We start from the raw sequence: 21,972 nt of genomic DNA, 5'->3' as shown, positions 1-21,972 counted from the left end.
TGTGGGGTGAGGGTGTGGAATGTCAGGAAGGTGAAGCGACGAGCTTGGTTTCGAGGTATTCCTCGAAACCGGCGAGGCCCATTTCGCGGCCGATCCCGGATTGTTTGTAGCCGCCGAACGGTGCGTCGGCCGAATACCAGACGCCGCCGTTGACGCTCAGCGTTCCGGTTCTGACACCGGCAACGACGTGCGCGACGCGATCGGGATCGGCGCCCCACACCGACCCGGACAGGCCGTAGGGGGAATCGTTGGCAATCCGGATAGCGTCGTCGTCGTTGTCGTACGGAATGATCACGAGAACGGGCCCGAAAATCTCCTCCTGCGCTACGCGAGACGAGTTGTCCAGCCCGGCAATGAGAGTGGGTTCGACGAAGAAGCCGCTCTGGTGATCGTCGGGTCGGCCTCCACCCGTCACGATCGTGCCGCCCTCTTCGACCGCGAGGGCGAGGTAGCTCTCCACCCTGGCGCGCTGGCGCGCGGAGATGACCGGACCACACACCGTTCCGCGCGCGCTGGGGTCACCGGCTCGGATACCCGCCATCGCGGCGCAGGCCGCGGCCAGAGCATCTTCGTACCGAGCGCGCGGCACGAGAAGTCTAGTACTGAGTGCGCATCCCTGACCGGCATGAACGCACACGGAGAACGCGGCAACCGAGCATGCACCCTTGATGTCCGCGTCGTCGAGGACGATGAATGCGGACTTGCCCCCGAGTTCGAGGAAGACCTTCTTGAGGGTTTGCGCGGCCGCGGCCATCACCGTGCGTCCGGTGGCGGTGGAACCGGTGAAGGACACGAGATCGACGCGCGGATCGCTGCACAGCTGCGCGCCGAGAGAGTGATCTGTCGACGTCACCACGTTGACGACGCCCGCCGGGATCTCGGTTTCTTCTGCAATCACCTTGGCGACCAGCGCGGCGCACCAGGGCGTGTCCGGCGCGGGTTTGAGAACGATGGTGTTGCCGGCCGCGAGGGCGGGGCCGAGTTTGGCGAAATTGATCTGGTGCGGGAAGTTCCACGGTGTGATTGCGCCGACGACGCCGACCGCTTCCTTGAGCAGTCGGCGATGGGTCGGAATCCCCATGGGTGACGCATGCCCGAGATCTTGTTCCCACGAATAGGTTTCGATCAGGTCAGCCCAGTAGCGAAGATCTTCGATCGGGCCTTCGAGTTGCGGACCGCTCGTCAGCATGACGGGTGCGCCGACCTCGGCGACGGTGATCTCACGCAACTCCTCGATGTGGGACTGGAGTGCGTCGCACAGTTGGCGCAGGCAGCGAGCGCGAAACCCGTGATCGCGTGCCCATTCGGTCTCGTCGAACGCACGGCGCGCCGCGGCAATGGCCGCGTCCATGTCCGCGGTGGTGCCTTCGGCCGCACGGCCGATCAGTTCCTCGGTGGCCGGGTTGAAAACTTCGAAGGTTCCACCGGATCCGGGAACCAGCTTTCCGTCGACGAGAAGTGCAGAACTGTCTGCGGGTCGAAGCGTCATAACGCGAACCCTCTCTTTCTGGACATGTGTCTGGACTCTAGTTCACACTCGTGGTTGAGGCAATGGTTTCTGGGGCATAAGAGATTTCGAGAGCGTCTCGGGATCTGCTTCGGTGAAAAGCGCCTCGTGTCCGGGGCGGCGCGGCTACGGTTCACCGCACATTCACAACCACGCCTTCACATGCACGCCTTCACGTACACGCCTTCACATTCACGGGAGAGAGGTCGAAATGAACAGAGTTGACGGAAAAGTGGTGCTGGTGACCGGTGCTGCTCGAGGTCAGGGGCGCAGTCATGCCGTTCATCTCGCACGGGAGGGCGCGCACATCATCGCCTTCGATCTGTGCGCAGACATCGCCAGCAACGAATACCCGCTCGCCAGTCCTGCCGATCTCGAGGAAACGGCTCGACTGGTGAAAGAGACCGGACAGCAGGTGGTGACGGCACGTGTCGACGTCCGCGATCGCGCCGGACTCGAAACGGCACTTGCCGAGGCGGTAGGTCAGTTGGGCGGATTGCATGTCGTCGTGGCGAACGCCGGTATCTGTCCGCTCGGCAAGCACGTGTCGACTGCCGGTTTCGTCGACGCGTTCGATGTGAACTTTCTCGGTGTCGTCAATACAGTGCACGCGTCGATGGAATACCTCGGCGAAGGGGGTTCGATCATCGCGATCGGCTCTGTTGCCGGTCTGGTGCCACAGACCGGATTCAACGGGCAGCAGGCGCTCCAGGGTCCGGGTGGCGACGGATACGGACTGGCCAAGAAGCTGATTCAGGCATATACCAGTTCGTTGGCACTGACTCTCGGGCCGAGTTCCATTCGCGTCAACGCGATTCATCCGACCAACGTGAACACCGACATGTTGCAGAGCATGCCGATGTACCGGACGTTCCGTCCCGACCTCGAGAATCCGACCGCCGAGGATGCGGCAGTGACGTTCCCGTTCATGCAGGCGATGCCGACTCCGTGGGTCGAGCCCGCGGACATCTCGCATGCGGTCGTGTACCTGTCCTCGGACGAGTCGCGATTCGTCACCGGGCAGCAACTGCGCGTGGACGCTGGTGCCGGGATGAAGATCGGTCTGTAGTAGAACTTTTCGCTTCGTGGCTGCCTGTGAGTGGTGAATTTTCGAAGTTTCCCCATTTCGTTGCCCTGGACAGGGTGCTGTAGTAACGTCCAGACACGTGTCCAGCAAACGGGGCGATTCAAGTGGCGGGGGATCGATTGTCTATGAATCCACTCGCAGGCGCCTCACGGGCAAACAGGCGGAAACTGTGGCCAGGCTTGCCGAAGCAACAGTGAAAGTTCTACGCAAACAAGAGTTTTCCGGACTGACTGTCCGTTCGGTTGCGGCCGAAGCGGGTGTAGGAACTGCGACCGCCTACACGTATTTCGCGTCCAAGGAGCATCTGGTCGCAGAGGTTTTCTGGCGAAGACTTCAGAACTCGTCGGCGCCTGATGGCTCAGGGTTGGATCGCACCGCGCACGTGCTGTCTGTACTTCGAAACATCGCGCTGCTTCTCGCGGACGAACCGGAGGTATCGGCCGCCGTGACCAATGCACTGCTCGGATCCGATCCTGAAGTGGAACATCTTCGCGGGCGGATCGGACTCGAGATCCATCAACGACTCGCTTCGGCGTTGGATCCGAATGGCGAACCCGAAGTGTTGGAAGCGCTCGAAATGCTTTATGCCGGGGCGCTTCTGCGAGCAGGGATCGGCTACGGAACCTACGCGCAAATCGCTGGACGCCTCGAGGCCTCAGCTCTACTGATCCTGGAGAAATCATGACAGAAGCTTTGATCGATCCGGTGGTCTTCAATCCGTACGACTACCACTTTCACGACGATCCGTATCCGACGTACAAGCGTCTGCGCGAAGAATCACCGTTGTATCACAATCCGGACGTTGGCTTTTGGGCGTTGTCGCGATATGCGGACGTGGTCGACGGATTCAAGGACAACAAGCGTCTCTCGAGCGCCAACGGGGTATCGCTCGACCCCGCAGCCTACGGTCCACACGCGCATTATGTGATGTCGTTTCTCGCGATGGACGATCCCCGCCATATGCGGTTGCGCCAGTTGGTTTCTCGCGGATTCACACCGCGACGGGTTGCGGAGCTCGACGGCCGGATCCTCGAACTCACGAAGCAACATCTGGTACCTGCGTTGGGCGCGGGGGAGTTCGACTGGATTACGGAGGTGGCGGGAAAGCTGCCGATGGACGTCATCTCCGAACTCATGGGGGTTCCCGAACCCGACAGGGCCGAACTGCGGCGCAAGGCGGATCTGGTGGTGCATCGAGAGGCGGGTGTTCTCGACGTGCCGCAACCTGCGGTGGAGGCTTCGATCAGTTTGATGGGCTACTACAAGGAGATGATCGCGCAGCGTCGCCGATCGCGGACGGACGATCTGACCTCGGCCTTGCTCGATGCCGAGATCGACGGAGACAAACTCTCGGACCAGGAGATCCTCGGATTCATGTTTCTGATGGTCGTGGCCGGAAACGAGACCACGACCAAGCTTCTCGGAAACGCTCTGTACTGGGGTTCGCACCACCGGGAGCAGATCACACCGGTTCTCGACGATCCCGAACGAGCCTCGGAATGGGTGGAAGAGACTCTTCGCTACGACACGTCGAGCCAGATCGTGGCTCGGACTTCGGTTGTCGACCTCGAATATCACGGACGCACCATTCCGGCGGGGGAGAAGGTCCTGCTCCTGATCGGATCGGCCAACCGAGACGCCGACGTCTTCGAGGATGCCGACAGCTTCCAGATCGGCCGGAGTTCGTCGGGAAAACTCGCGAGTTTCGGTGGTGGCGTGCACTTCTGTCTCGGTGCCCACCTTGCCAAGCTCGAAGCCAAGATCGCCCTCGCAGAGTTCGGGCGTCGGGTCAGCGACTACGAAGTCGACGAGTCCGGAATCGAGCGTGTTCATTCGACAAACGTCCGCGGCTTTGCGGCCCTGCCGGTGAAAGTGCAGGTGCGCTGATGCCTCGTTTCGAACCCAATCCACTTCATCGGCCGGCATTGATCAGTGGTGCATCGTCGGGAATCGGCACCGCTACTGCGTATGCCCTGGCCGAACTCGGCCATCCGGTTGCGCTCGGTGCGCGTCGAGTCACCGAATGCGAAGCCATCGCCGAGAAGATCCGCAGCAATGGTGGTGAAGCGTTCGCCCACTTCCTCGACGTCACGGACGGTGATTCGGTCGACGGATTCGTCTCGGCCGCAGAGGCAGTCCACGGTCCCACCGAAATGGTCGTCTCCGGTGCCGGTGACCTCGAATTCGGGGCTGCGGACGAGATGGATCCAGAGGCGTTCTCACGGCAGATCCAAGTCCACCTCGTTGGTGCGCAGCGATTGGCGCATCGCGTACTCCCCGGCATGAGGCAACGACAGCGCGGTGACTTCGTACTGATCGGCTCGGATTGTGCCGAGCGCCAGCGTCCACTCATGGGTGCTTACGACGCGGCCAAGGCCGGGCTCGAAGCAATGGGGCGCCAGATGCGAATGGAGCTCGAAGGAACAGGCATTCGCGCGTCGATCGTGCGACCCGGGCCGACACTGACCGGCATGGGGATGGACACGACGCCGGAGATCATCGGACCGGTTGGGGAATCGTGGAGTAAGTGGGGGTTCGCCCGCCATGGTTACTTTCTGCGCGCCTCGGACATCGCCAATGCCATCGTCGCCGTTGTGTCGGCGCCGCGAGGAGCACACATCGTGCTCGTCGAAGTTCAGCCCGAGGCACCACTGGACAAACTTCCCACTGCGAACTCACAGGAGACGACATGACGCACGGAGTGCAGGAGACGTCGCGAACACTGCCCGAGCCGCCGCGGGTGTCCGGCGGGGATCTCCCGCACGGGCACCTCGAGGAACTGCGAACCGACCCGATAGCGCTCATGCGCCGGGTGCGCGAGGAATGTGGTGACGTCGGCGCCTTTCAACTTGCCGACCGCACGGTGATCCTGCTGTCCGGAGCCGAGGCAAACGAGTTCTTCTTCCGCTCCACCGACGAGGATCTCGACCAACAAGCGGCTTACCCCTTCATGAAGCCGATATTCGGTGAAGGCGTGGTCTTCGATGCCAGCCCGGAGCGGCGCAAAGAGATGCTGCACAACTCGGCTCTGCGCGGCGAACAGATGCGTGGGCACGCCGCCACGATCGGCCACGAGGTCGAGGCGATGGTCGCGCAGTGGGGAGACGAAGGCGAGATCGATCTGCTCGACTTCTTCGCCGAGCTGACCATCTACACCTCGTCGGCGTGCCTGATCGGCAAGAAGTTCCGCGACGAACTGGACGATAGCTTCGCCAAGCTGTATCACGAGCTCGAACAGGGAACGGATGCATTGGCTTTCGTGGATCCGTACGCGCCGATCGAGAGTTTCCGCCGCCGCGACGAGGCCCGGTTGGCGTTGGTCGCTCTGGTACAGGACATCATGAACGGGCGCATCGCGAATCCTCCGCAGGGCAAGGAGGACCGCGACATGTTGGACGTGTTGGTCTCGGTCAAGGACGAGAACGGCGACCTCCGGTTCAGTGCCGACGAGATCACCGGCATCTTCATCTCGATGATGTTCGCCGGCCACCACACGACTTCCGGCACGGCAGCGTGGTCGCTGATCGAGATGTTGCGGCATCCCGACACCATGACGGACGTCGTCGACGAACTCGACAATCTGTACTCCGACGGCGCCGACATCAGTTTTCATGCCCTGCGCCAGATTCCGGTTCTCGAGGCCGTGGTCAAGGAAACCCTTCGACTGCATCCGCCGTTGATCATCCTGTTGCGGGTGGCACGTGGAGATTTCGAAGTGGGCGGCTTCGAGATCCGAGAGGGCCATCTTGTCGCCGCGACGCCCGCGATCTCCAATCGAATCGCCGAGGACTTCCCCCGACCGGACACCTTCGATCCCGGGAGGTACATCGACCCGAATCAAGAGGACATCGTCAACCGCTGGACGTGGATTCCGTTCGGAGCCGGCCGGCATCGCTGCGTCGGCGCTGCATTCGCCCAGATGCAGCTCAAAGCGATCTTCTCGATCCTGCTGCGGGACTTCGAGTTCGAGATGGCGCAGCCGTCGGAGTCCTACCGAAACGACCACAGCAAGATGGTCGTCCAATTGCAGCAGCCGTGCGCGGTGAGGTACCGGCGCAGAACACGTCCCGGGCGTGAGGGGTGATCATGCACGTCGAAGTAGACCTCGACCTGTGCCAAGGCCATGCGGCGTGCGAGCTCGAGGCACCGGAGATCTTTGTCGTCCCGAAGCGGGGGAAGGTCAGTCTTCTGGACTCGGACCCACCCGAGTCGCTCCGCGGTGAAGCTGAGATGGCGGTCAGGTACTGCCCGACCGGCGCCCTGAGAATTGTCGACTGATTACAGCGGATTGTCGATTGATTGCAGCGAATTCAAGTACTCGAGGGAGGAAGTTCAGATGACGGGTTTCGACCGCGCAGAGCTCGACGAGATGGTCCAACGCTGGATCGAGGCGAACAAGAAGGCCGAAGCCGCCGGTGATTGGAAACCGTTGGCGGACATGTACACCGAGGACGCAACGTACGGGTGGAACTACGGTCCCAAGCAGGATTTCATGGCAGTGGGGCGCGAGGAGATTCGCGAAGTCGCGCTCGGCCTCGAGATGAAGGGCCTCGAAGGTTGGGAGTACCCGTATCAAGACTTTGTGATCGACGAACGTAGCGGAAACGTGATCGGCTTGTGGAAGCAGATTTCCGATGCCAAGCGTGAGGACGGGAGCAACTACTCCGTCTACGGTATCGGCGGTAGTTGGTTCCGCTACGGCGGGGACTTCCAATGGTCCTGGCAGCGTGACTTCTTCGACTTCGGGAACGTGTCGGCACTGTTCATGGAGATGATCGGCAACAACGCTCTCTCGAAGGGGATGCAGGGCCGGATCCAGCGATCGATCTCGGGCGACCCGCTACCGGGCTGGTATCCGGTGGGCACCGCGCCGGTCCCGCTGTGGTGAGTCCGATGACGGTGCGCGATTCCTTCGAGACACTCTCGCAGCGCGACCTTGCCGTGTTGGTGCCCGAGTTGCTCCTGTGCGGGCAGCTGATCGATCGCTCGGGCATGGCGCATCTGATCGTCGAATTCGGACGCGAGGGTATGGCGCAGGTGGCCGTCGAGGAGTGGGAATCGGCCAGCCCCTGGTACACCCGCCGCATGCAGAAGGCTCTCGGATACGAGGGCGACGACGTCGTGACGATCTTCAAAGGGTTACAACTCGACATCGGCGCTCCGCCACAGTTCATGGACTTTCGATACCGGGTCGACGATCCGCTGCACGGTGAATTCTGGCTCGATCATTGCGGAGCACTCATGGACGTCGAGCCGTTGGGCGATGAGTTCGTGACCTCGATGTGTCACGACATCGAGGATCCGACTTTCGATGCGACGGCCATCGCGACCAACCCGCACGCCCAGATCCGGCCGATTCACCGACCACCGCGCAGGCCCGCGGACCGACATCCGCACTGCGCCTGGACCGTTGCCATCGACCCGTCGCACACGCCTCCCGTGATGACCGCGCACACCGAGCAGATCGGACGCACCGCCGCGGTGACGGTCGAGCTGAGCCCGATCGATCACGGTGGGGACGGTAGGGCGGACTACTCGGGTCCGTTGTTGTCCGACCTGAGGTTTTCCGACTTCTCGCGATCAGCCTTGGTTCGTATCGCAGAGGAGATCTGCGTGCAGCATCATCTGTTGGCGTTGGGCTTTCTGGCAGCGGTTCGCCGCCGTGCCGACGAAGACAAGGCGCGCGAGATCACGCGAAAGCAATTGACCGGAATCGCGGGAGTTGCGGCACAGCGTATTCGAGATGCGCTCGGGCTTCCTTCGACTCTGGAATCGTTGGCATTGGTCCTGTCCGTGCATCCCTTGCTGAATCCGAAGCAGTATGTGGAGAGCGAGATCCGACCGGACGGCGGTGCTCTGGAGCTGTGGATCTCGCGAGACGCTCTTGTCGACCGCGACGGCGGTTGGCCGACCTTGCTCGGCAGCGAGCACCTCGATCCCCTCCAGGCTTTGGTCCGCGGCGTGAATCCGCACTTCACCGTGAGAGTGGTGGCCGAAGATGCCGCGGGGCTCCTTCTGGCCGTCGACATCACCGAAGCTCCCGCTCCGGAATGCGTCGAAGTCGCCATTACGAAGGTCAGTACCGGCGCGGCATTCGTATTCGAAGATCGCGGAATCCCTTTGCCTCTCTTCGTCGTCTGACCGGCCGAACCCGAAGGACTCAACCTATGGCGTACACGTTTGCAGACCTGTTCGAGCATTCCGTCGATGCGATGCCCGATCGCCTGGCGCTGATCGTTTCCGGCGAGGAGGTGACATACCGTGAGCTCGACGAGCGGGCCAACCGATTGGCGCATTACTTCCAGTCCGTCGGGTTGGGTGTCGGTTCGCACATCGGTATTCAACTGCACAACTCGATCGAGGCGATGGTTGCTGTCCTCGCGGCCTTCAAGATCCGCGGCGTTCCCATCACGGTGAACTACCGCTACACGAGCGACGAATTGGTTTATCTGTACGAGAATGCGGATCTCACGGCGTTGGTTTTCCATCGTGGTTTCGCTGAGCGGGTCGCCGAGGCGTTGGTGTCCGCGCCGCGGGTCAAGTACGTGATCGAGGTGGCGGACGAACTCGCTCTCGGGAACGAACCGTCGATTCCGGGGGCAGTGGCGTACGAGGATGCGCTCGGCAACCAATCCCCGCTGCGCGTAGGTGAACATGCTTTTCCCGAGCGTTCCGGCGACGACGTCTACGTTCTCTACACCGGCGGAACAACCGGACGACCGAAAGGCGTCGTCTGGCGGCAGGAAGACATCTGGCGCGTGTTGGCCGGCGGTTACGACTTCTATTCGGGTGAGCCGATCGCCGACGAGTACCAGCAGTCGCGCGGTGGCGCCGCGGCAGCCGAACCGATGCGGTGGTGCATGCTTCCACCGCTGATCCACACCTCGGCACTGATGCCGACGTTCAACGCTCTGTTCTCCGGAAACACCGTCATCTTCGAACCGAAGTTCGATGCGGCGCAGGTCTGGAAAGTCGTCGCCGAATATCGCCCGCAGGTCATAGTCATCACCGGCGACGCCATGGGCCGTCCACTGGTCGAAGCCCATCACGAATTGCAACCGGATGCGTCGAGCCTGGCTGTGCTCGCCTCCGGCGCTGCGCTCTTCTCCGGATCGGTCAAAGACGCGTTCTTCGACGTCTTTCCGAATCTGATGATCTCCGATTCGGTTGGATCGTCCGAAACAGGCTTCGGTGGAATCGGATTCGCAACCAAAGGGCTCGAGCAGCGTGGCGGACCCAAAGTGGGCGCCAACAGATTCACGGTCGTCGTCGACGACGACAACCGTGTGTTGGAGCCGGGTTCGGGGGCCGAAGGATGGTTGGCGAAACTCGGCAACGTCCCACTGGGCTACTACAACGATCCGGTGAAGTCGGCGGAGATATTCCGAGAGGTGAACGGCGCGCGGGCAGTGGTGACCGGAGACCGAGCGCGGATCGAGGACGACGGCTCGGTCACTCTCCTCGGCCGGGGAAACATGGTGGTCAACACCGGCGGTGAGAAAGTCTTCGTGGAAGAGGTCGAAGCCGTGGTGAAGGCCCATCCCGACATCTACGACGCAACAGTGATCGGCATTGCCGACGAGCGGTGGGGCAATCGGGTGGCGGCGGTGCTCCGCGTCCGCGATGGTGTGGAACCGGATTTCGATTCCATCGAAAAACACACCCGCACTCAGCTTGCCGGCTACAAGATTCCGCGTTCCTTCTGGATCGCCGACGAGGTCGTTCGAGCGCCGAGCGGCAAGCCGGACTACCGCTGGGCCAAGGAGTTCTCACAGAACAGCGACCCGGTCCACCGGATCGACTAGCGCTCACACGCAACACCCGGCACCCGGCACCCATCCGTAAAGGAGCATCTGCAATGCCTGAGATCGACCTTCCCGACGGGTTCGACGTGACCGACCCGCATCTGTACGGCGAGCGCGTCCCGCTTGCCGAGTTCGCCGAACTACGACGATGCGCTCCGGTCTGGTGGAACGCCCAGGAACCGGGTACCGGCGGATTTCACGACGGTGGTTGTTGGGTTGTCTCCCGCCACGCAGACGTCCGCGACGTCTCGTTGCGCAGCGAGGAGTTCTCGAGCAACGTCAACGGCTGCATTCCGCGGCATGAAGACAACATCTCGGCGGAGGAGTTGGAGGCGACAAAACACGTCCTCATCAACAAGGACGCCCCTGAGCACACACAGCTGCGCAAGTTGGTGGCGCGCGTGTTCACTCCGCGGTCGGTGGAAGCGATGCGGGCCGGGCTGGAAGCGCGGGCAGAAGACATAGCGTCGGCTGCCGTGGCGGAAGGTAGCGGTGATTTTGTCAGCCAGGTCGCCAGCGAGTTACCGATGCAGGCGATCTCGGAGCTGATCGGTGTACCGCAGGACGGGCGCCGTCAGCTGTACGAATGGTCGAATCAGATGACGGGATACGACGACGAGTCGCTCGCCGGCGAGTCGCGGATGGCGTCGGCGCAGATCCTGGGCTACGCCTATCAACTGGCCGAGGCGAGACGGGAGGAACCGCTCGACGACATCATCTCGCGCTTGGTGCATGCCGACATCGACGGGCAGAAACTCACCCCGGAACAGTTCGGTTTCTTCGTCATCATGTTGGCTGTCGCGGGCAACGAAACGACGCGCAACGCAACGACACTCGGCATGATGGCATTTCTCGAGCATCCGGATCAGTGGGAACTGTACAAGCGTGAGCGTCCGCGCACCGCCGCGGACGAGATCATCCGCTGGGCTTCGCCACTGACGTCCATGCAACGAACAGCAGTGGTGGACACACAGATTGCCGGCACTGCGATTGCGAAGGGGCAGCGTGTCGTACTGCTCTACGGCTCGGCGAACTTCGACGAAACCGTCTTCGAGAACCCCGACGTCTTCGACATCACCCGAGACCCGAACCCGCACCTCGCGTTCGGAGGAACCGGACCGCACTACTGTGTCGGCGCCAACCTGGCCAGAATGGAGGTCGATCTGATCTTCGGCAAGATCGCCGATCACATGCCCGACATCAGCAAGCTCGGCGATCCGAGCAGGCTCTCGTCCGGTTGGCTCAACGGGATCAAGGAATTCAAGGTCGACTACGGCAACTCCACGTCATGTCCTTCGGGGCATTGACGTGTACAGCGGAAGAGTTGCACTTGCGGGCCCGATGCGCGAACTCGGCCAGTTCTACCGGATGGGCGCCGATGTCGCAGTGGGCTTGTTCCGCACCCGCTTTCAGGTGCAGGAGTTTCTCGAGCAGAGTTGGATGATCGCCCGGGTGTCGATCGTGCCGACAGTGTTGGTAGCCGTGCCGTTCACGGTCCTGGTGAGTTTCACCCTCAACATCCTTCTCCGCGAGATCGGTGCCGCCGACCTCAGCGGCGCCGGGGCCGCGCTCGGTGCCGTGACTCAGGTCGGTCCGGTGGTGACGGTGCTGATCGTGGCAGGTGCGGGCGCGACAGCCATCGCCGCCGATCTGGGATCGAGAACGATTCGTGAAGAGATCGACGCCATGGAGGTGCTCGGGATCGATCCGATCAATCGGTTGGTGATTCCGCGTGTGGTCGCGTCGACCGTGGTGGCTTTGCTGCTCAACGGACTCGTCTGCGTCATCGGCATCGCCGGCGGTTACGCCTTCTCGGTGTTTCTCCAGGGCGTGAACCCTGGCGCCTTCGTCGAGGGAATCACGTTGCTGACCGGCCTGCCCGAGGTGGCGTTGTCGATGGTCAAAGCTGCACTGTTCGGGATGCTGGCGGGATTGGTGGCCTGCTATCGCGGACTGTCGGTACGGGGTGGGCCGAAAGGCGTGGGGGAGGCCGTCAACGAAACGGTGGTGTACGCATTCATGGCGTTGTTCGTCGTCAACACCATCGTCACCGCGGTCGGCATCCGATTGACGGCGGGGTGATCGAGGTGACGCTGTCGGATTCGCTGGCACAAATCGGCAAGTTCGGACGCACGCGGGCGCGGGTGGCTCGAACGTCACGCTCGATCGACGACGTCGGGCGACAAGCTGTCTTCTTCGCGCGCGCCATCGCTCACATCCCGTGGGCAATTCGCAAACACCCGAAAGAAGTGTTGAGGCTGGTAGCCGAGATCAGCATGGGCACCGGAGCTTTGGCAGTGATCGGCGGCACGGTTGCGGTCGTAGGATTTCTGACTCTAGCCTCGGGCGGCACCATTGCGATCCAAGGTTTCAGCTCGCTGGGAAATATCGGAGTCGAAGCGCTCACCGGATTCTTCTCCGCCTTCATCAACGTTCGTATCGCTGCGCCGGTCATCGCGGGAATCGGCCTGTCGGCCACGATCGGAGCAGGTTCGACCGCGCAGATCGGTGCCATGCGCATCAGTGAGGAAATCGACGCCCTCGAATCGATGGCGATCAGTTCGGTCCCGTACGTCGTCAGCACCCGCGTCACCGCAGGGATGATCGCGATCTTGCCGCTGTACTCACTGGCGCTCGTAGGATCATTTCTGGCCGGACGATTCACCACGGTCGTGCTGTTCGGTCAATCCTCCGGTCTTTACGACCACTACTTCACGACGTTCCTCGATCCGGTCGACGTCGCATGGTCCTTCGTTCAAGTGCTCGTGATGGCACTACTTGTGATGCTGATCCACACGTACTACGGATACAACGCGTCCGGGGGACCGTCGGGCGTGGGAACTGCAGTGGGCCGCGGGGTTCGGCTCTCGCTGATCTGCGTCGTGGCGGTGACCCTGCTCGTCTCACTCGCGCTCTACGGCGGTTCCGGCAACTTCAATCTGTCCGGTTAGGGGTACTGCGTGCACAGATACGGCTACAAGTTGGCTGCTCTGGGCTTGGCTGCGGCGATCGTCGGGGTCATCGCTTTGTCGGTCGCGTCTTTCAACCAGGTGTTTGTCGCTCGCGTCCCGATCACGGTGATCGCGGAGCGCGCGGGGCTCGTGATGGATCCGGGCGCGCGGGTGAAGATGGCCGGGGTGACCGTGGGCTCGGTGGAGTCCATCACGCCGACTGACGACGCTACCGCACAACTGTCGTTGTCGATCGATCCCGAAGCGCTCGAATCTATTCCGTCAAACGTGGATGTGGCGATCACGTCGAACACGGCCTTCGGCGCGAAGTTCGTCAGCCTGTCCTCGCCGGAGCAGCCGAGCAGCGCGCGACTTGCCGCCGGGGCGACGATCGACGCATCCCGGGTGACTGTCGAGCTGAACACGGTGTTCGAGAAACTCACCACCGTGCTCCGGACGGTGGACCCGGGCAAGCTCGATTCGACATTGGGTGCCCTCTCGACTGCTCTGCAAGGACGCGGCGAACGGCTCGGGGTCGCACTCGAACAAGCAGATTCCTCGTTGCTCGAATTCAACACTGCACGTGAGGCTCTCGATCATGTGTTGACGGATTTACCAGCCGTCACACAGACCTACCGCGACGCTGTTCTCGACTTGATGGACACCCTCGACTCGCTCACGACGACGGGAACCACTGTTCTCGACGAGCAGCAGAATCTCGATCTCCTCTTGCTCAACGTGATCGGGGTCGCCCGCACCGGAGAAGATGTACTGGGAGCCAACGCCGACGGTATCGACACCGTTCTGTCGTTACTGCGGCCGACCACCGCACTGCTCGAGGAATACTCCCCGGTGATTCCCTGCATGTTCCACGGACTGCAGGAGAGCAAGAAGATCGGCGACGGCGCCTACAACGGACAACCAGGAATCAAGATGTCGATCGGTCTGATCGCCGGAACCGAACCGTACCGATATCCCGACGACCTTCCGAAGGTCGCGGCAACAGGTGGCCCGCAGTGTATGGGTCTTCCACTGCGCGACCCGAACGTCAATGCTCCGTACCTGGTGACCGATACCGGGGTGAATCCGTTTGCGCCCGAGCGTCAGCCGAATGGTGGGCAACCGATGAACACGGTCCCGGATCTGATGAGCTACCTGTTCGGGACGGAGATCCGATGAAAGTTCGTGGGTACACCGTCAAGTTCGGAATTTTTGTTCTGGTGATGATCCTCGTCAACGCCGGGCTGATCCTCGTGTTCGGCCAGATGCGAGGTGGCGACGCGAGGTCGTACTCGGCGGAGTTCGTCAACGCCTCCGGGCTCAGAGCCGGCGACAAGGTGCGCATCGCGGGTGTGCCGGTCGGTTCTGTCGGCTCCGTCGAATTCGGTGGGAATCACCGTGCCCACGTGAGTTTCAGTGTGGATACGGGTGACACCGTGACTGTATCGACCAGAGCCGCTGTTCGATATCAGGATCTGGTGGGTAATCGATACCTCGAACTGCTCGACGATCCGGGGATCGCGGAACCGCAGCCACAGGGCGAGAGCATTCCCGTCGATCGCACCGCGCCGGCACTCGACCTCGATGCGCTACTCGGTGGTTTCAAGCCGCTGTTTCAAGCCCTGGACCCAGAGCAGGTCAACGCGTTGTCGATGTCCTTGCTCGAGGTGTTTCAAGGCCAGTCCGGAACTGTGGCATCGGTGCTGGCGCACACCGGATCGATCACGAACACTCTCGCAGACCGCGACCAACTGATCGGTCGAGTGATCGGCAACCTCGACGGTGTGCTCAGTGAATTGCGCAGCCGCGGTGGTCAGTTCAGTGACACTCTCGATCACCTACAACAGCTGGTCAGCGGGCTCGCGGCGGACAGGGAGATGATCGGGACTGCCGTCGAGAGCGTGAACACCGCATCAGGCACCTTCGCCGATCTCCTCGCCGGAGTTCGCCCGGACATCGCGGGAAACCTGTCGAAGCTGGACGCAAGCCTGAATCCGCTGATCGAGCAACAAAGTGAGCTCGATCGGATTCTCGCGTCCATGCCCTCGAACTACAAGCAGCTGATCCGAGTCGGCTCGTACGGGTCGTTCTTCAACTTCTATCTGTGCGGAATCGCACTGAAGGTCGACGGTGCCGACGGTACGCCGCTCACTGTCGACCTGGTGGATCAGACGACCGGAAGGTGCGCACCACGATGAGAGAGATGGCACAGAGCCAGGCCGTACGCGTGGGGGTCGTGGGATTGGTCGTCACGGCCGCCGTCGTATTGGCATCGCTCCAGTATCAGAATCTGCAGTTCCTGAAATCGGGCGTCGGGTACAGCGCGGTGTTCGCCGACGCCAGCGGTCTCGCGCCGGGAGACGAAGTCAACGCCGCCGGAGTGAAGATCGGAACGGTGGACCGGATCGAGGTCGAGCACGGACTCGCGCGCGTGGACTTCACACTGGAAGGCTCGATCGGTTTGGGAGAAAGCACGTCGGCAGCCGTCACCACGATGTCGTTGCTCGGCAAGCGAGCGGTATCACTCGATCTGGACGGTCCGGGAAGGATCGCGGTCGGCGGCGAGATCCCGGTCGAGCGAACAAGATCGGCGTACTCGCTGCCCGACGTGCTCGGTGACCTCACCACGACGGTCGAGGACATCGATCTCGACCAACTCTCCGAATCACTCGACGCAGTGGGGCAGGTGATGTCCGACAGTGCGCCGAACCTGAGGCCGGCACTGGACGGTGTCGCACGGATCTCCGACAGCGTCAATAGACGCGACGACATGTTGCGCACCTTGCTGTCCGATGCAAACGACGTCGCCGGGACGCTGGCCGAGCGTGGACCACAGGTCAACGCGCTACTCGTCGACGGCAACGCCTTGTTGGGAGAACTGGATCGGCGACAGGCGGCGCTGGGGGAAGTGATCACGAACATCTCGGCGTTGTCGACCCAGCTGAGCGGACTCGTCCACGACAACGAGGCGCAATTGCAACCGGTCCTCGGCAAACTCGACACGGTTGTCGGCATTCTGCAGAACAACAAGGACAACCTTTCTCAGGGAATCGACGGTCTCGGTACGTACGTGGGCACGCTCGGCGACACCGTGGCCAGCGGTCCCTTCTATTACGCCTACGTCCAGAACCTGGTACCGGCGCAATACACCCAACCGTTGATCAACGCGATGTTCGGGCTACCATCTGCGCCGCTACCGATTCCGGAGGTTCGATGATGGGTGCCTTACGAGTTCGCAAACCGGTGAACTGGCGTCGAATCGGCGTAGTCGGTGGAAGCGTCGTCGGCGCGGCGATCGTCGTCGTGTCGGGATACCTTGCGGTGCAACATCTGCGCTACTACAACGTGACGGCCTACTTCACCTCGACGACCGGCCTGTATGTCGGTGACGACGTTCGTGTCGTGGGGGTCGACGTCGGCCGCGTCACCGAGATCGCCCCACAGGGAGATCGAATGCGCGTCGAACTGAAATTGGCGCGCGAGGTTCCCGTCGCCGAGGACGCGAAAGCGGTGATCGTTGCCCAGTCGCTGGTCTCGGCCCGCTTCGTGCAGTTGACGCCGGCGGTGACGGACGGCGCCGACGCACTGAATGACGGTGCGGAGATCGGGCTCGACCGAACAGCCGTCCCGGTCGAGTGGGACCAGATCAAGGAACAGCTGGGCCGGGCTGCCGATGCTTTGGGTCCCGACGGGGACGATCGCGGTCCCGCCGCCAACTTCCTCGACGGTGCCGGATCCGCACTGGCCGGCAACGGGGAAGCGCTGGGGCGCTCGGTGACCGAACTCTCGGAGGCTATGAGCACACTCGACGAAGGCGGAGCCGATCTGTTCGGCACCATCCGCGGCCTGCAGACCTTCACGACCGCACTCGCCGCAAGCGACGAACAGATCGTTCAGTTCCAAGGACGACTGGCAAATGTCTCGAGTGTGCTCGCCGAGAGCCGGACGCAATTGGCTCCGGCTCTCGCCGATCTGGACGCCGCCGTCATCGACGTACAGCGGTTTGTCGAACAGAACCGAACCGGCTTGACGGAGCAGATCGCGAAGTTGGCCGACGTGTCCCAGGTATTGGTCGACAAGCGCGCAGGTCTCGAGAAGGTACTGCATCTGGCTCCGACAGCGTTGTCGAACTACTACAACGTCTACCGGCCGGCCCAAGGAGCGATGGTGGGTGTGCCCGCATTCCAGAACGTCGGCAACCCGATCGACTTGATCTGCGGCGGAATCGCCGGCCTGGCCAACGACACCTCGAAGAAGGGCGCGGATTTGTGCATCGAATACCTCGGCCCGTTGCTCAACACGATCAAGGCGAACTACCCGGACCTGAGCATCAACCCGACCCGGGCGCTCGGCGCTCTTCCGGACCAACTGGTGTACAGCGAGCCTGATCTGGAACCGACTGGCGCCTTGAGTTTTCCGACGGTACCGGTGGCGTCTGATCTGACCGGCTTGCTCATGCCGTCGACAGGATCACGATGACTGGCCGCCGGTGGGGAACAGTGTGTGTGGCGGCGAGCGCCGTGCTCGTTCTGACGGGTTGTCAATGGAGCGGGCTGAATTCGGTGTCGCTGCCGGGCGCGGCCGGCCGCGGTGAGGGAAGTTTCTCGGTCGTGATCGAGATGCCGGACGTCACGTCGATCAGTCCCAACTCTCCGGTCATGGTCAACGACGTGACAGTCGGAAGTATCAGTGCGATCGAGACCGACAACTGGCACGCCCGGGTGACGGTTGCGCTCGACGGTTCGGTGTCGCTGCCCGCCAACGCGACTGCCAAGATCGGCCAAACCAGTCTGCTCGGATCCAAACACGTCGCGCTCGCGCCGCCCACCGAGGTGGCGCCGGAAGGGCGGTTGTCGGAGGGATCCGTGATTCCCCTTGCATCGGCCAGTGTCTATCCCACCACCGAGGAAGCGTTGACGGCACTGTCCTTGGTGCTCAACGGCGGTGGGCTGGCCCAGATTCACAGCATCACCACGGAACTGAACACCGCTCTCGGCGGGCGGACCGATGCGGCGCGCGACCTGCTGAGCCAGATGGACAGCGTGACCGAGACACTCGACCGTCAACGCGAGGCGATAGTCACGACCATGGAGAATCTCGACGTGTTCGCCGGTGAGATCACGGCTCAGCGAGACGTTCTCGGTGAGGCGTTGGAGACCCTTGATCCGGCCTTGGCGGAACTGAGCGCCCAACGCGTCGACCTGACCACCGCCCTCGATGCGGTCGGCAGGTTCGGGGACGTCGGGACCGATCTGGTCGACCGGACCCGCGACGATTTGAAAGCCAATTTGAGCGCCTTGGAATCGACGCTGCAGAAGGTGGTCGAAACAGGACCGGACCTGATCAACAATTTGGGCAATCTGAGTACCTTCCCCTTCCCTCAGACGACCATCGACGACGGAATGCGCGGTGATTACACCAATTTGTGGGCGCTGATCGACCTCACGAGTAATCGCCTTCAGTCAGGTCTGGGCTTCGGTACTCCGTTCGGGGCGCCGCAAACTCCGGTGGAGAACGGAATACTGGTCGATCCTTTGACCGCGCCTCTGGGTACCGGGCGGGCCGCCCCAAGTGACACCGGGCGGGCCGCCCCAAGTGGTACCGGGCGGGCCGCCCCAAGTGGTACAGGGCGGACCGACCAGGACGGTGGACGATGATTCTCACGAAGTTGGTGCGAAGGCAATTGACGATCTTCGCGATCCTGGCGGTGATAGGCATGAGCGCAGCGGCTATCTCGTACCTGAGAGTTCCGACCATGCTCGGCATCGGGCGCTATTCGGTGACAGTCGAACTGCCCGACGCCGGCGGCCTGTATCGGAACGCGAACGTGACCTATCGCGGCGACACCATCGGTCAGGTCAGGTCGGTGCGTCTCTCTCCGGGAGTGGTACGCGCCGAATTATCCTTGGAGAGTGCGGTTCCCGTTCCCTCCAGCGGGCTCACAGTAGCGGTGCGAAGCGTGTCGGCAATCGGTGAGCAATACGTCGACATGCAACCGAGCACCGCGGACGGACCCTTTCTGGCCGACGGAGACGTGATCGGCCCCGACGCTGTCACGATCCCGACCGAGATCGGACCGGTCCTCGATCAGGCGCAGGCGATGCTCGCATCCGTACCGCAGGACAAGTTGCGATCGGTGATCGACGAGTCCGCGGCAGCTTTCGGAGGCAGGGGAGAGGATCTGGCTCGTCTGCTGGATTCGACCACCTCGTTCGTCGATCAGATGGCCGCTGCCACAACGCCGGCTACGACGCTCGTACAGCAGTTGGATCCGCTCCTGCAGACACAGGTGGTGACGGGCGATCAGATTCGCCAGTGGGCGTCCAGTGTCGCTCAGCTCAGTGGACAGTTGGAGGTCGCCGACGGGTCCGTGCGCAATATCCTCGAGACCGGACCGGGCTTCGCGACTGAAGCCGACCTGCTGTTTCAAGGCCTCAAACCCACTTTGCCTGTGCTGCTTGCCAATTTCACCAGCACCGCTCAGGTGGCTTTGACGTACAACGCCGGGTTGGAACAGGTGCTCGTCATCTTGCCGCCACTGGTCGCGGCACAGGAAACCGTCGTACAACGCGGGCAGGTGGACGGCGCCGCGAACGTCAACTTCCACCTCCAAGCGCAGGACCCTGCGGCGTGCTCGACCGGTTACCTTCCTGCCGATCAGCGACGGGACCCGACCCAGACGAGTGTGCCGGACACCCCGGCTGATCTGTACTGCAAAGTGCCACAGAACTCGGTCTTCGCCGTTCGTGGATCTCGGAACATTCCCTGCATGGAGGTACCGGGCAAACGAGCACCGAGCCCGGAGATCTGCCGGAGCCCCGAAGCGTACGTGCCGTCGGGGACCAATGCGCCCGGCGAGTTGTACACCGGGCCTGACGGAGTCGACTATCAACACACGGAGTTGGCTCCGGCTGACTCCGGTCCGGGGGAGGGGGAGCCGTGGCAACAGTTGCTGACGCCGACGAATCGCTGAGAGGTGAGGTGCTGGATCCGGTCCGAGGGAAGCGCGGTGTACTCACTGCCCTGGTCTGGATTGCACTCGCGGCTCTGAGCGTCGTTGTCGTCTTCGGTTGTCTGGCAGTTCGATCGGACCGCGTGCGAGAGTCCCAGCGTCAAGGGTTCGTCGACGGTGCTGTCGCAGGAACCCTTGCTCTGATCGACGTTCACTCTGCCACGCTCGACGAGGATCTCGCGGAGCTGAAGTCGCTGACTACGGGAACTTTTGCAGACGAACTGAAGTCCGGTGAATCTGCGTTCGTCGCATCGATCCGTGATTTCGCCGTCGATTCCGACGGTCATGTCGACACCGCCGCCCTGGCATCGGAATCCGGAACCTCGGGGGTGGTACTGATCGCGGCATCGGCTCAGGTCGGCAATTCGGCGGGAGAGTCTTCGGCGCGAACCTACCGTCTTCGCGTCGGTGTCGAAGAGGTCGACGGTCGGGTACTGATGTCGAGTGTGGAGTTCGTCCCGTGAAGCGCGTGGTCTTGGCGTTTGCAGCGCTGATCTTGGTGGGAGCCGGCGGGACTCTGCTCTGGAGTCACCACCGTTCGGCAGCCGCTGAAACCGCACGTGTCGAGGTGATCGGTGTGGCGCCGATGCTCGTCGAGAATCTCTTGACCTACAACAGCGACACGGTGGACGAGGATCTTGCACATGCTGCCGAGGGCGCAAGTGGAACATTTCAGGACCGCTTCGCCGAATTCGGATCGAAAACCGTTGCACCCCAGTCGAAGGAGCAAGGAATCAGCACGAAGGCGCGAGTAGTCGACGTCGGAGTGCTCTCCGCTGCTGCAGACCGAGCAGAATTGCTCCTGTTCGTCGATCAGATCACGACGAGTATCGCGCGGCCGGCACCAGCGTCGACGTCGAGCCGAGTCGAGGTGACACTCGATCGAGTCGACGGCACATGGCTGGTGAGTGCCATGACCCCCGTCTAGTGAAGGTTGTCGCGGCCCGCCATGATCAGCCTGGCAGTGACTTCGAGCCGGTCTGCGATCTGCGAATAGGACTCGTAACCCATGCCGGCTCGGACAAGCGCTCCGGACCAGGAGATTTCGAGTGCTTCGAGTACGTCGGGATCGTATGACGGCCCCAGCGCCTCGATGAGCCGCTCGCGGATGTTCTTGCCGATACGTCCCCGAAGGTGTTCGACGTCGGGATCATTGCCCATCATCGCCGTGGTCACGGCCGCGGCCAGCTCCGGTTCGTCGGAAACGAGGAGTGCGACGCTTCGAAGGACCGAGCAGACCTGCGCTTCTCGTTCCGCCTCGGGGGAGGGCTCGTGCGGTACCGCGTCGAGTCGGCGCCAGAACAGTTCTGCCACAAGGTGACTCTTGGACGAAAAATAGGTGTACGCCGTGGCTGCGGCGACACCGGCTTCCGCTGCCACCATTCGCACAGTCAGATCGGCAAACCCTTTGTCGCGCAGGACCGTGATCGCTGCCGCGGTCAATCGATCGACGGTTTCGGCTTGCTGCTGTGTGAGCCGTCGACGAGTGGACTCGAACTTGGTCTTACCAGACATGTGTCCAGACACTACGGGATCAGACCCATGCGAGCAAAGTGTGCGCTATCGCCGCTCATTCTCGCTCCCCGCTCGGTGTCATGTCTCGCTCCCGC

Annotated in this window: 22 protein-coding genes; 20 read left to right on the top strand and 2 right to left on the bottom strand. The window is 62.3% G+C overall.

What is annotated here, in order from left to right; genetic code table 11:
* Window positions 1-22: 22 nt before the first annotated feature.
* Window positions 23-1,489 (bottom strand): aldehyde dehydrogenase, encoded by a 1,467-nt coding sequence (locus AC2ETI_RS26515; RefSeq protein ID WP_133727441.1) that lies wholly within the window; start codon window positions 1,487-1,489, stop codon window positions 23-25.
* A 229-nt stretch (window positions 1,490-1,718) separates the two neighbouring features.
* Here AC2ETI_RS26515 and AC2ETI_RS26510 point away from each other — a divergent pair, with 229 nt between their 5' ends.
* The 20 genes from AC2ETI_RS26510 to AC2ETI_RS26415 all read left to right on the top strand — a co-directional run bounded on the left by AC2ETI_RS26510 (window position 1,719) and on the right by AC2ETI_RS26415 (window position 21,290).
* Window positions 1,719-2,576, top strand: a complete 858-nt coding sequence (locus tag AC2ETI_RS26510; protein WP_019748684.1) for a mycofactocin-coupled SDR family oxidoreductase — start codon at window positions 1,719-1,721, stop codon at window positions 2,574-2,576.
* A 136-nt stretch (window positions 2,577-2,712) separates the two neighbouring features.
* A complete protein-coding gene (locus tag AC2ETI_RS26505) occupies window positions 2,713-3,279 on the top strand; it encodes a TetR/AcrR family transcriptional regulator (protein ID WP_024487471.1) in 567 nt (188 codons plus the stop codon).
* Entirely contained in the window at window positions 3,276-4,481 is a 1,206-nt protein-coding gene (locus AC2ETI_RS26500; RefSeq protein WP_019748682.1) for a cytochrome P450, read from the top strand. The genes AC2ETI_RS26505 and AC2ETI_RS26500 overlap by 4 nt, the downstream gene beginning before the upstream one ends.
* Window positions 4,481-5,287 carry an SDR family oxidoreductase gene (locus AC2ETI_RS26495; protein WP_021334003.1) on the top strand — a complete coding sequence of 269 codons (807 nt, stop codon included), beginning with the start codon at window positions 4,481-4,483 and terminating at the stop codon, window positions 5,285-5,287. The genes AC2ETI_RS26500 and AC2ETI_RS26495 overlap by 1 nt, the downstream gene beginning before the upstream one ends.
* Window positions 5,284-6,678, top strand: a complete 1,395-nt coding sequence (locus AC2ETI_RS26490) for a cytochrome P450 (RefSeq protein ID WP_046378648.1) — start codon at window positions 5,284-5,286, stop codon at window positions 6,676-6,678. Before AC2ETI_RS26495 ends, AC2ETI_RS26490 begins: the two co-directional genes overlap by 4 nt.
* Window positions 6,679-6,680: 2 nt before the next feature.
* Window positions 6,681-6,872, top strand: coding sequence for a ferredoxin (locus tag AC2ETI_RS26485; protein ID WP_020907945.1), 192 nt, complete (start codon window positions 6,681-6,683; stop codon window positions 6,870-6,872).
* 58 nt (window positions 6,873-6,930) lie between these two features.
* Window positions 6,931-7,482 carry a Cif family virulence factor gene (locus AC2ETI_RS26480; protein WP_020907944.1) on the top strand — a complete coding sequence of 184 codons (552 nt, stop codon included), beginning with the start codon at window positions 6,931-6,933 and terminating at the stop codon, window positions 7,480-7,482.
* Between the two features lie 5 nt (window positions 7,483-7,487).
* A complete protein-coding gene (locus AC2ETI_RS26475) occupies window positions 7,488-8,735 on the top strand; it encodes a hypothetical protein (protein ID WP_031333428.1) in 1,248 nt (415 codons plus the stop codon).
* Window positions 8,736-8,761: 26 nt separating this feature from the next.
* On the top strand, window positions 8,762-10,399 hold the full coding sequence (locus tag AC2ETI_RS26470) for an acyl-CoA synthetase (RefSeq protein WP_483634639.1): 1,638 nt from the start codon (window positions 8,762-8,764) through the stop codon (window positions 10,397-10,399).
* A gap of 53 nt (window positions 10,400-10,452) precedes the next feature.
* Window positions 10,453-11,706: a cytochrome P450 gene (locus AC2ETI_RS26465; protein ID WP_483634638.1), complete on the top strand. Its 1,254-nt coding sequence runs from the start codon at window positions 10,453-10,455 to the stop codon at window positions 11,704-11,706.
* Window positions 11,707-11,740: 34 nt separating this feature from the next.
* Window positions 11,741-12,481, top strand: coding sequence for an MlaE family ABC transporter permease (locus AC2ETI_RS26460; protein ID WP_021344419.1), 741 nt, complete (start codon window positions 11,741-11,743; stop codon window positions 12,479-12,481).
* A complete protein-coding gene (locus tag AC2ETI_RS26455) occupies window positions 12,478-13,350 on the top strand; it encodes an MlaE family ABC transporter permease (protein ID WP_003944051.1) in 873 nt (290 codons plus the stop codon). The genes AC2ETI_RS26460 and AC2ETI_RS26455 overlap by 4 nt, the downstream gene beginning before the upstream one ends.
* A gap of 9 nt (window positions 13,351-13,359) precedes the next feature.
* Window positions 13,360-14,529 (top strand): MCE family protein, encoded by a 1,170-nt coding sequence (locus AC2ETI_RS26450; RefSeq protein ID WP_020907940.1) that lies wholly within the window; start codon window positions 13,360-13,362, stop codon window positions 14,527-14,529.
* A complete protein-coding gene (locus AC2ETI_RS26445; protein WP_020907939.1) occupies window positions 14,526-15,548 on the top strand; it encodes an MCE family protein in 1,023 nt (340 codons plus the stop codon). Before AC2ETI_RS26450 ends, AC2ETI_RS26445 begins: the two co-directional genes overlap by 4 nt.
* Window positions 15,545-16,567, top strand: coding sequence for an MCE family protein (locus AC2ETI_RS26440; protein WP_020907938.1), 1,023 nt, complete (start codon window positions 15,545-15,547; stop codon window positions 16,565-16,567). The genes AC2ETI_RS26445 and AC2ETI_RS26440 overlap by 4 nt, the downstream gene beginning before the upstream one ends.
* Complete coding sequence (locus tag AC2ETI_RS26435; RefSeq protein WP_041815020.1) at window positions 16,567-17,829, top strand: MCE family protein; 1,263 nt, start codon at window positions 16,567-16,569, stop codon at window positions 17,827-17,829. The genes AC2ETI_RS26440 and AC2ETI_RS26435 overlap by 1 nt, the downstream gene beginning before the upstream one ends.
* Window positions 17,826-19,007 carry an MCE family protein gene (locus AC2ETI_RS26430; protein WP_483634637.1) on the top strand — a complete coding sequence of 394 codons (1,182 nt, stop codon included), beginning with the start codon at window positions 17,826-17,828 and terminating at the stop codon, window positions 19,005-19,007. Before AC2ETI_RS26435 ends, AC2ETI_RS26430 begins: the two co-directional genes overlap by 4 nt.
* The gene (locus tag AC2ETI_RS26425) at window positions 19,004-20,323 is read left to right on the top strand and encodes an MCE family protein (protein WP_029255478.1); all 1,320 of its coding nucleotides are present in this window, start codon (window positions 19,004-19,006) and stop codon (window positions 20,321-20,323) included. The genes AC2ETI_RS26430 and AC2ETI_RS26425 overlap by 4 nt, the downstream gene beginning before the upstream one ends.
* Window positions 20,290-20,826 carry a hypothetical protein gene (locus tag AC2ETI_RS26420; protein ID WP_020907934.1) on the top strand — a complete coding sequence of 179 codons (537 nt, stop codon included), beginning with the start codon at window positions 20,290-20,292 and terminating at the stop codon, window positions 20,824-20,826. The genes AC2ETI_RS26425 and AC2ETI_RS26420 overlap by 34 nt, the downstream gene beginning before the upstream one ends.
* Entirely contained in the window at window positions 20,823-21,290 is a 468-nt protein-coding gene (locus AC2ETI_RS26415; protein WP_029255477.1) for a hypothetical protein, read from the top strand. Before AC2ETI_RS26420 ends, AC2ETI_RS26415 begins: the two co-directional genes overlap by 4 nt.
* Here AC2ETI_RS26415 and AC2ETI_RS26410 read toward each other — a convergent pair.
* Entirely contained in the window at window positions 21,287-21,877 is a 591-nt protein-coding gene (locus tag AC2ETI_RS26410; protein WP_003943994.1) for a TetR/AcrR family transcriptional regulator, read from the bottom strand. The two genes, AC2ETI_RS26415 and AC2ETI_RS26410, sit on opposite strands and share 4 nt — an antisense overlap.
* Between the last annotated feature and the right edge of the window lie 95 nt (window positions 21,878-21,972).

The organism is Rhodococcus sp. MurmanLake-1 (assembly GCF_056945715.1).
Note: the sequence above shows the minus strand (reverse complement) of the source record. Positions and strands in the feature narration are given on the sequence as shown.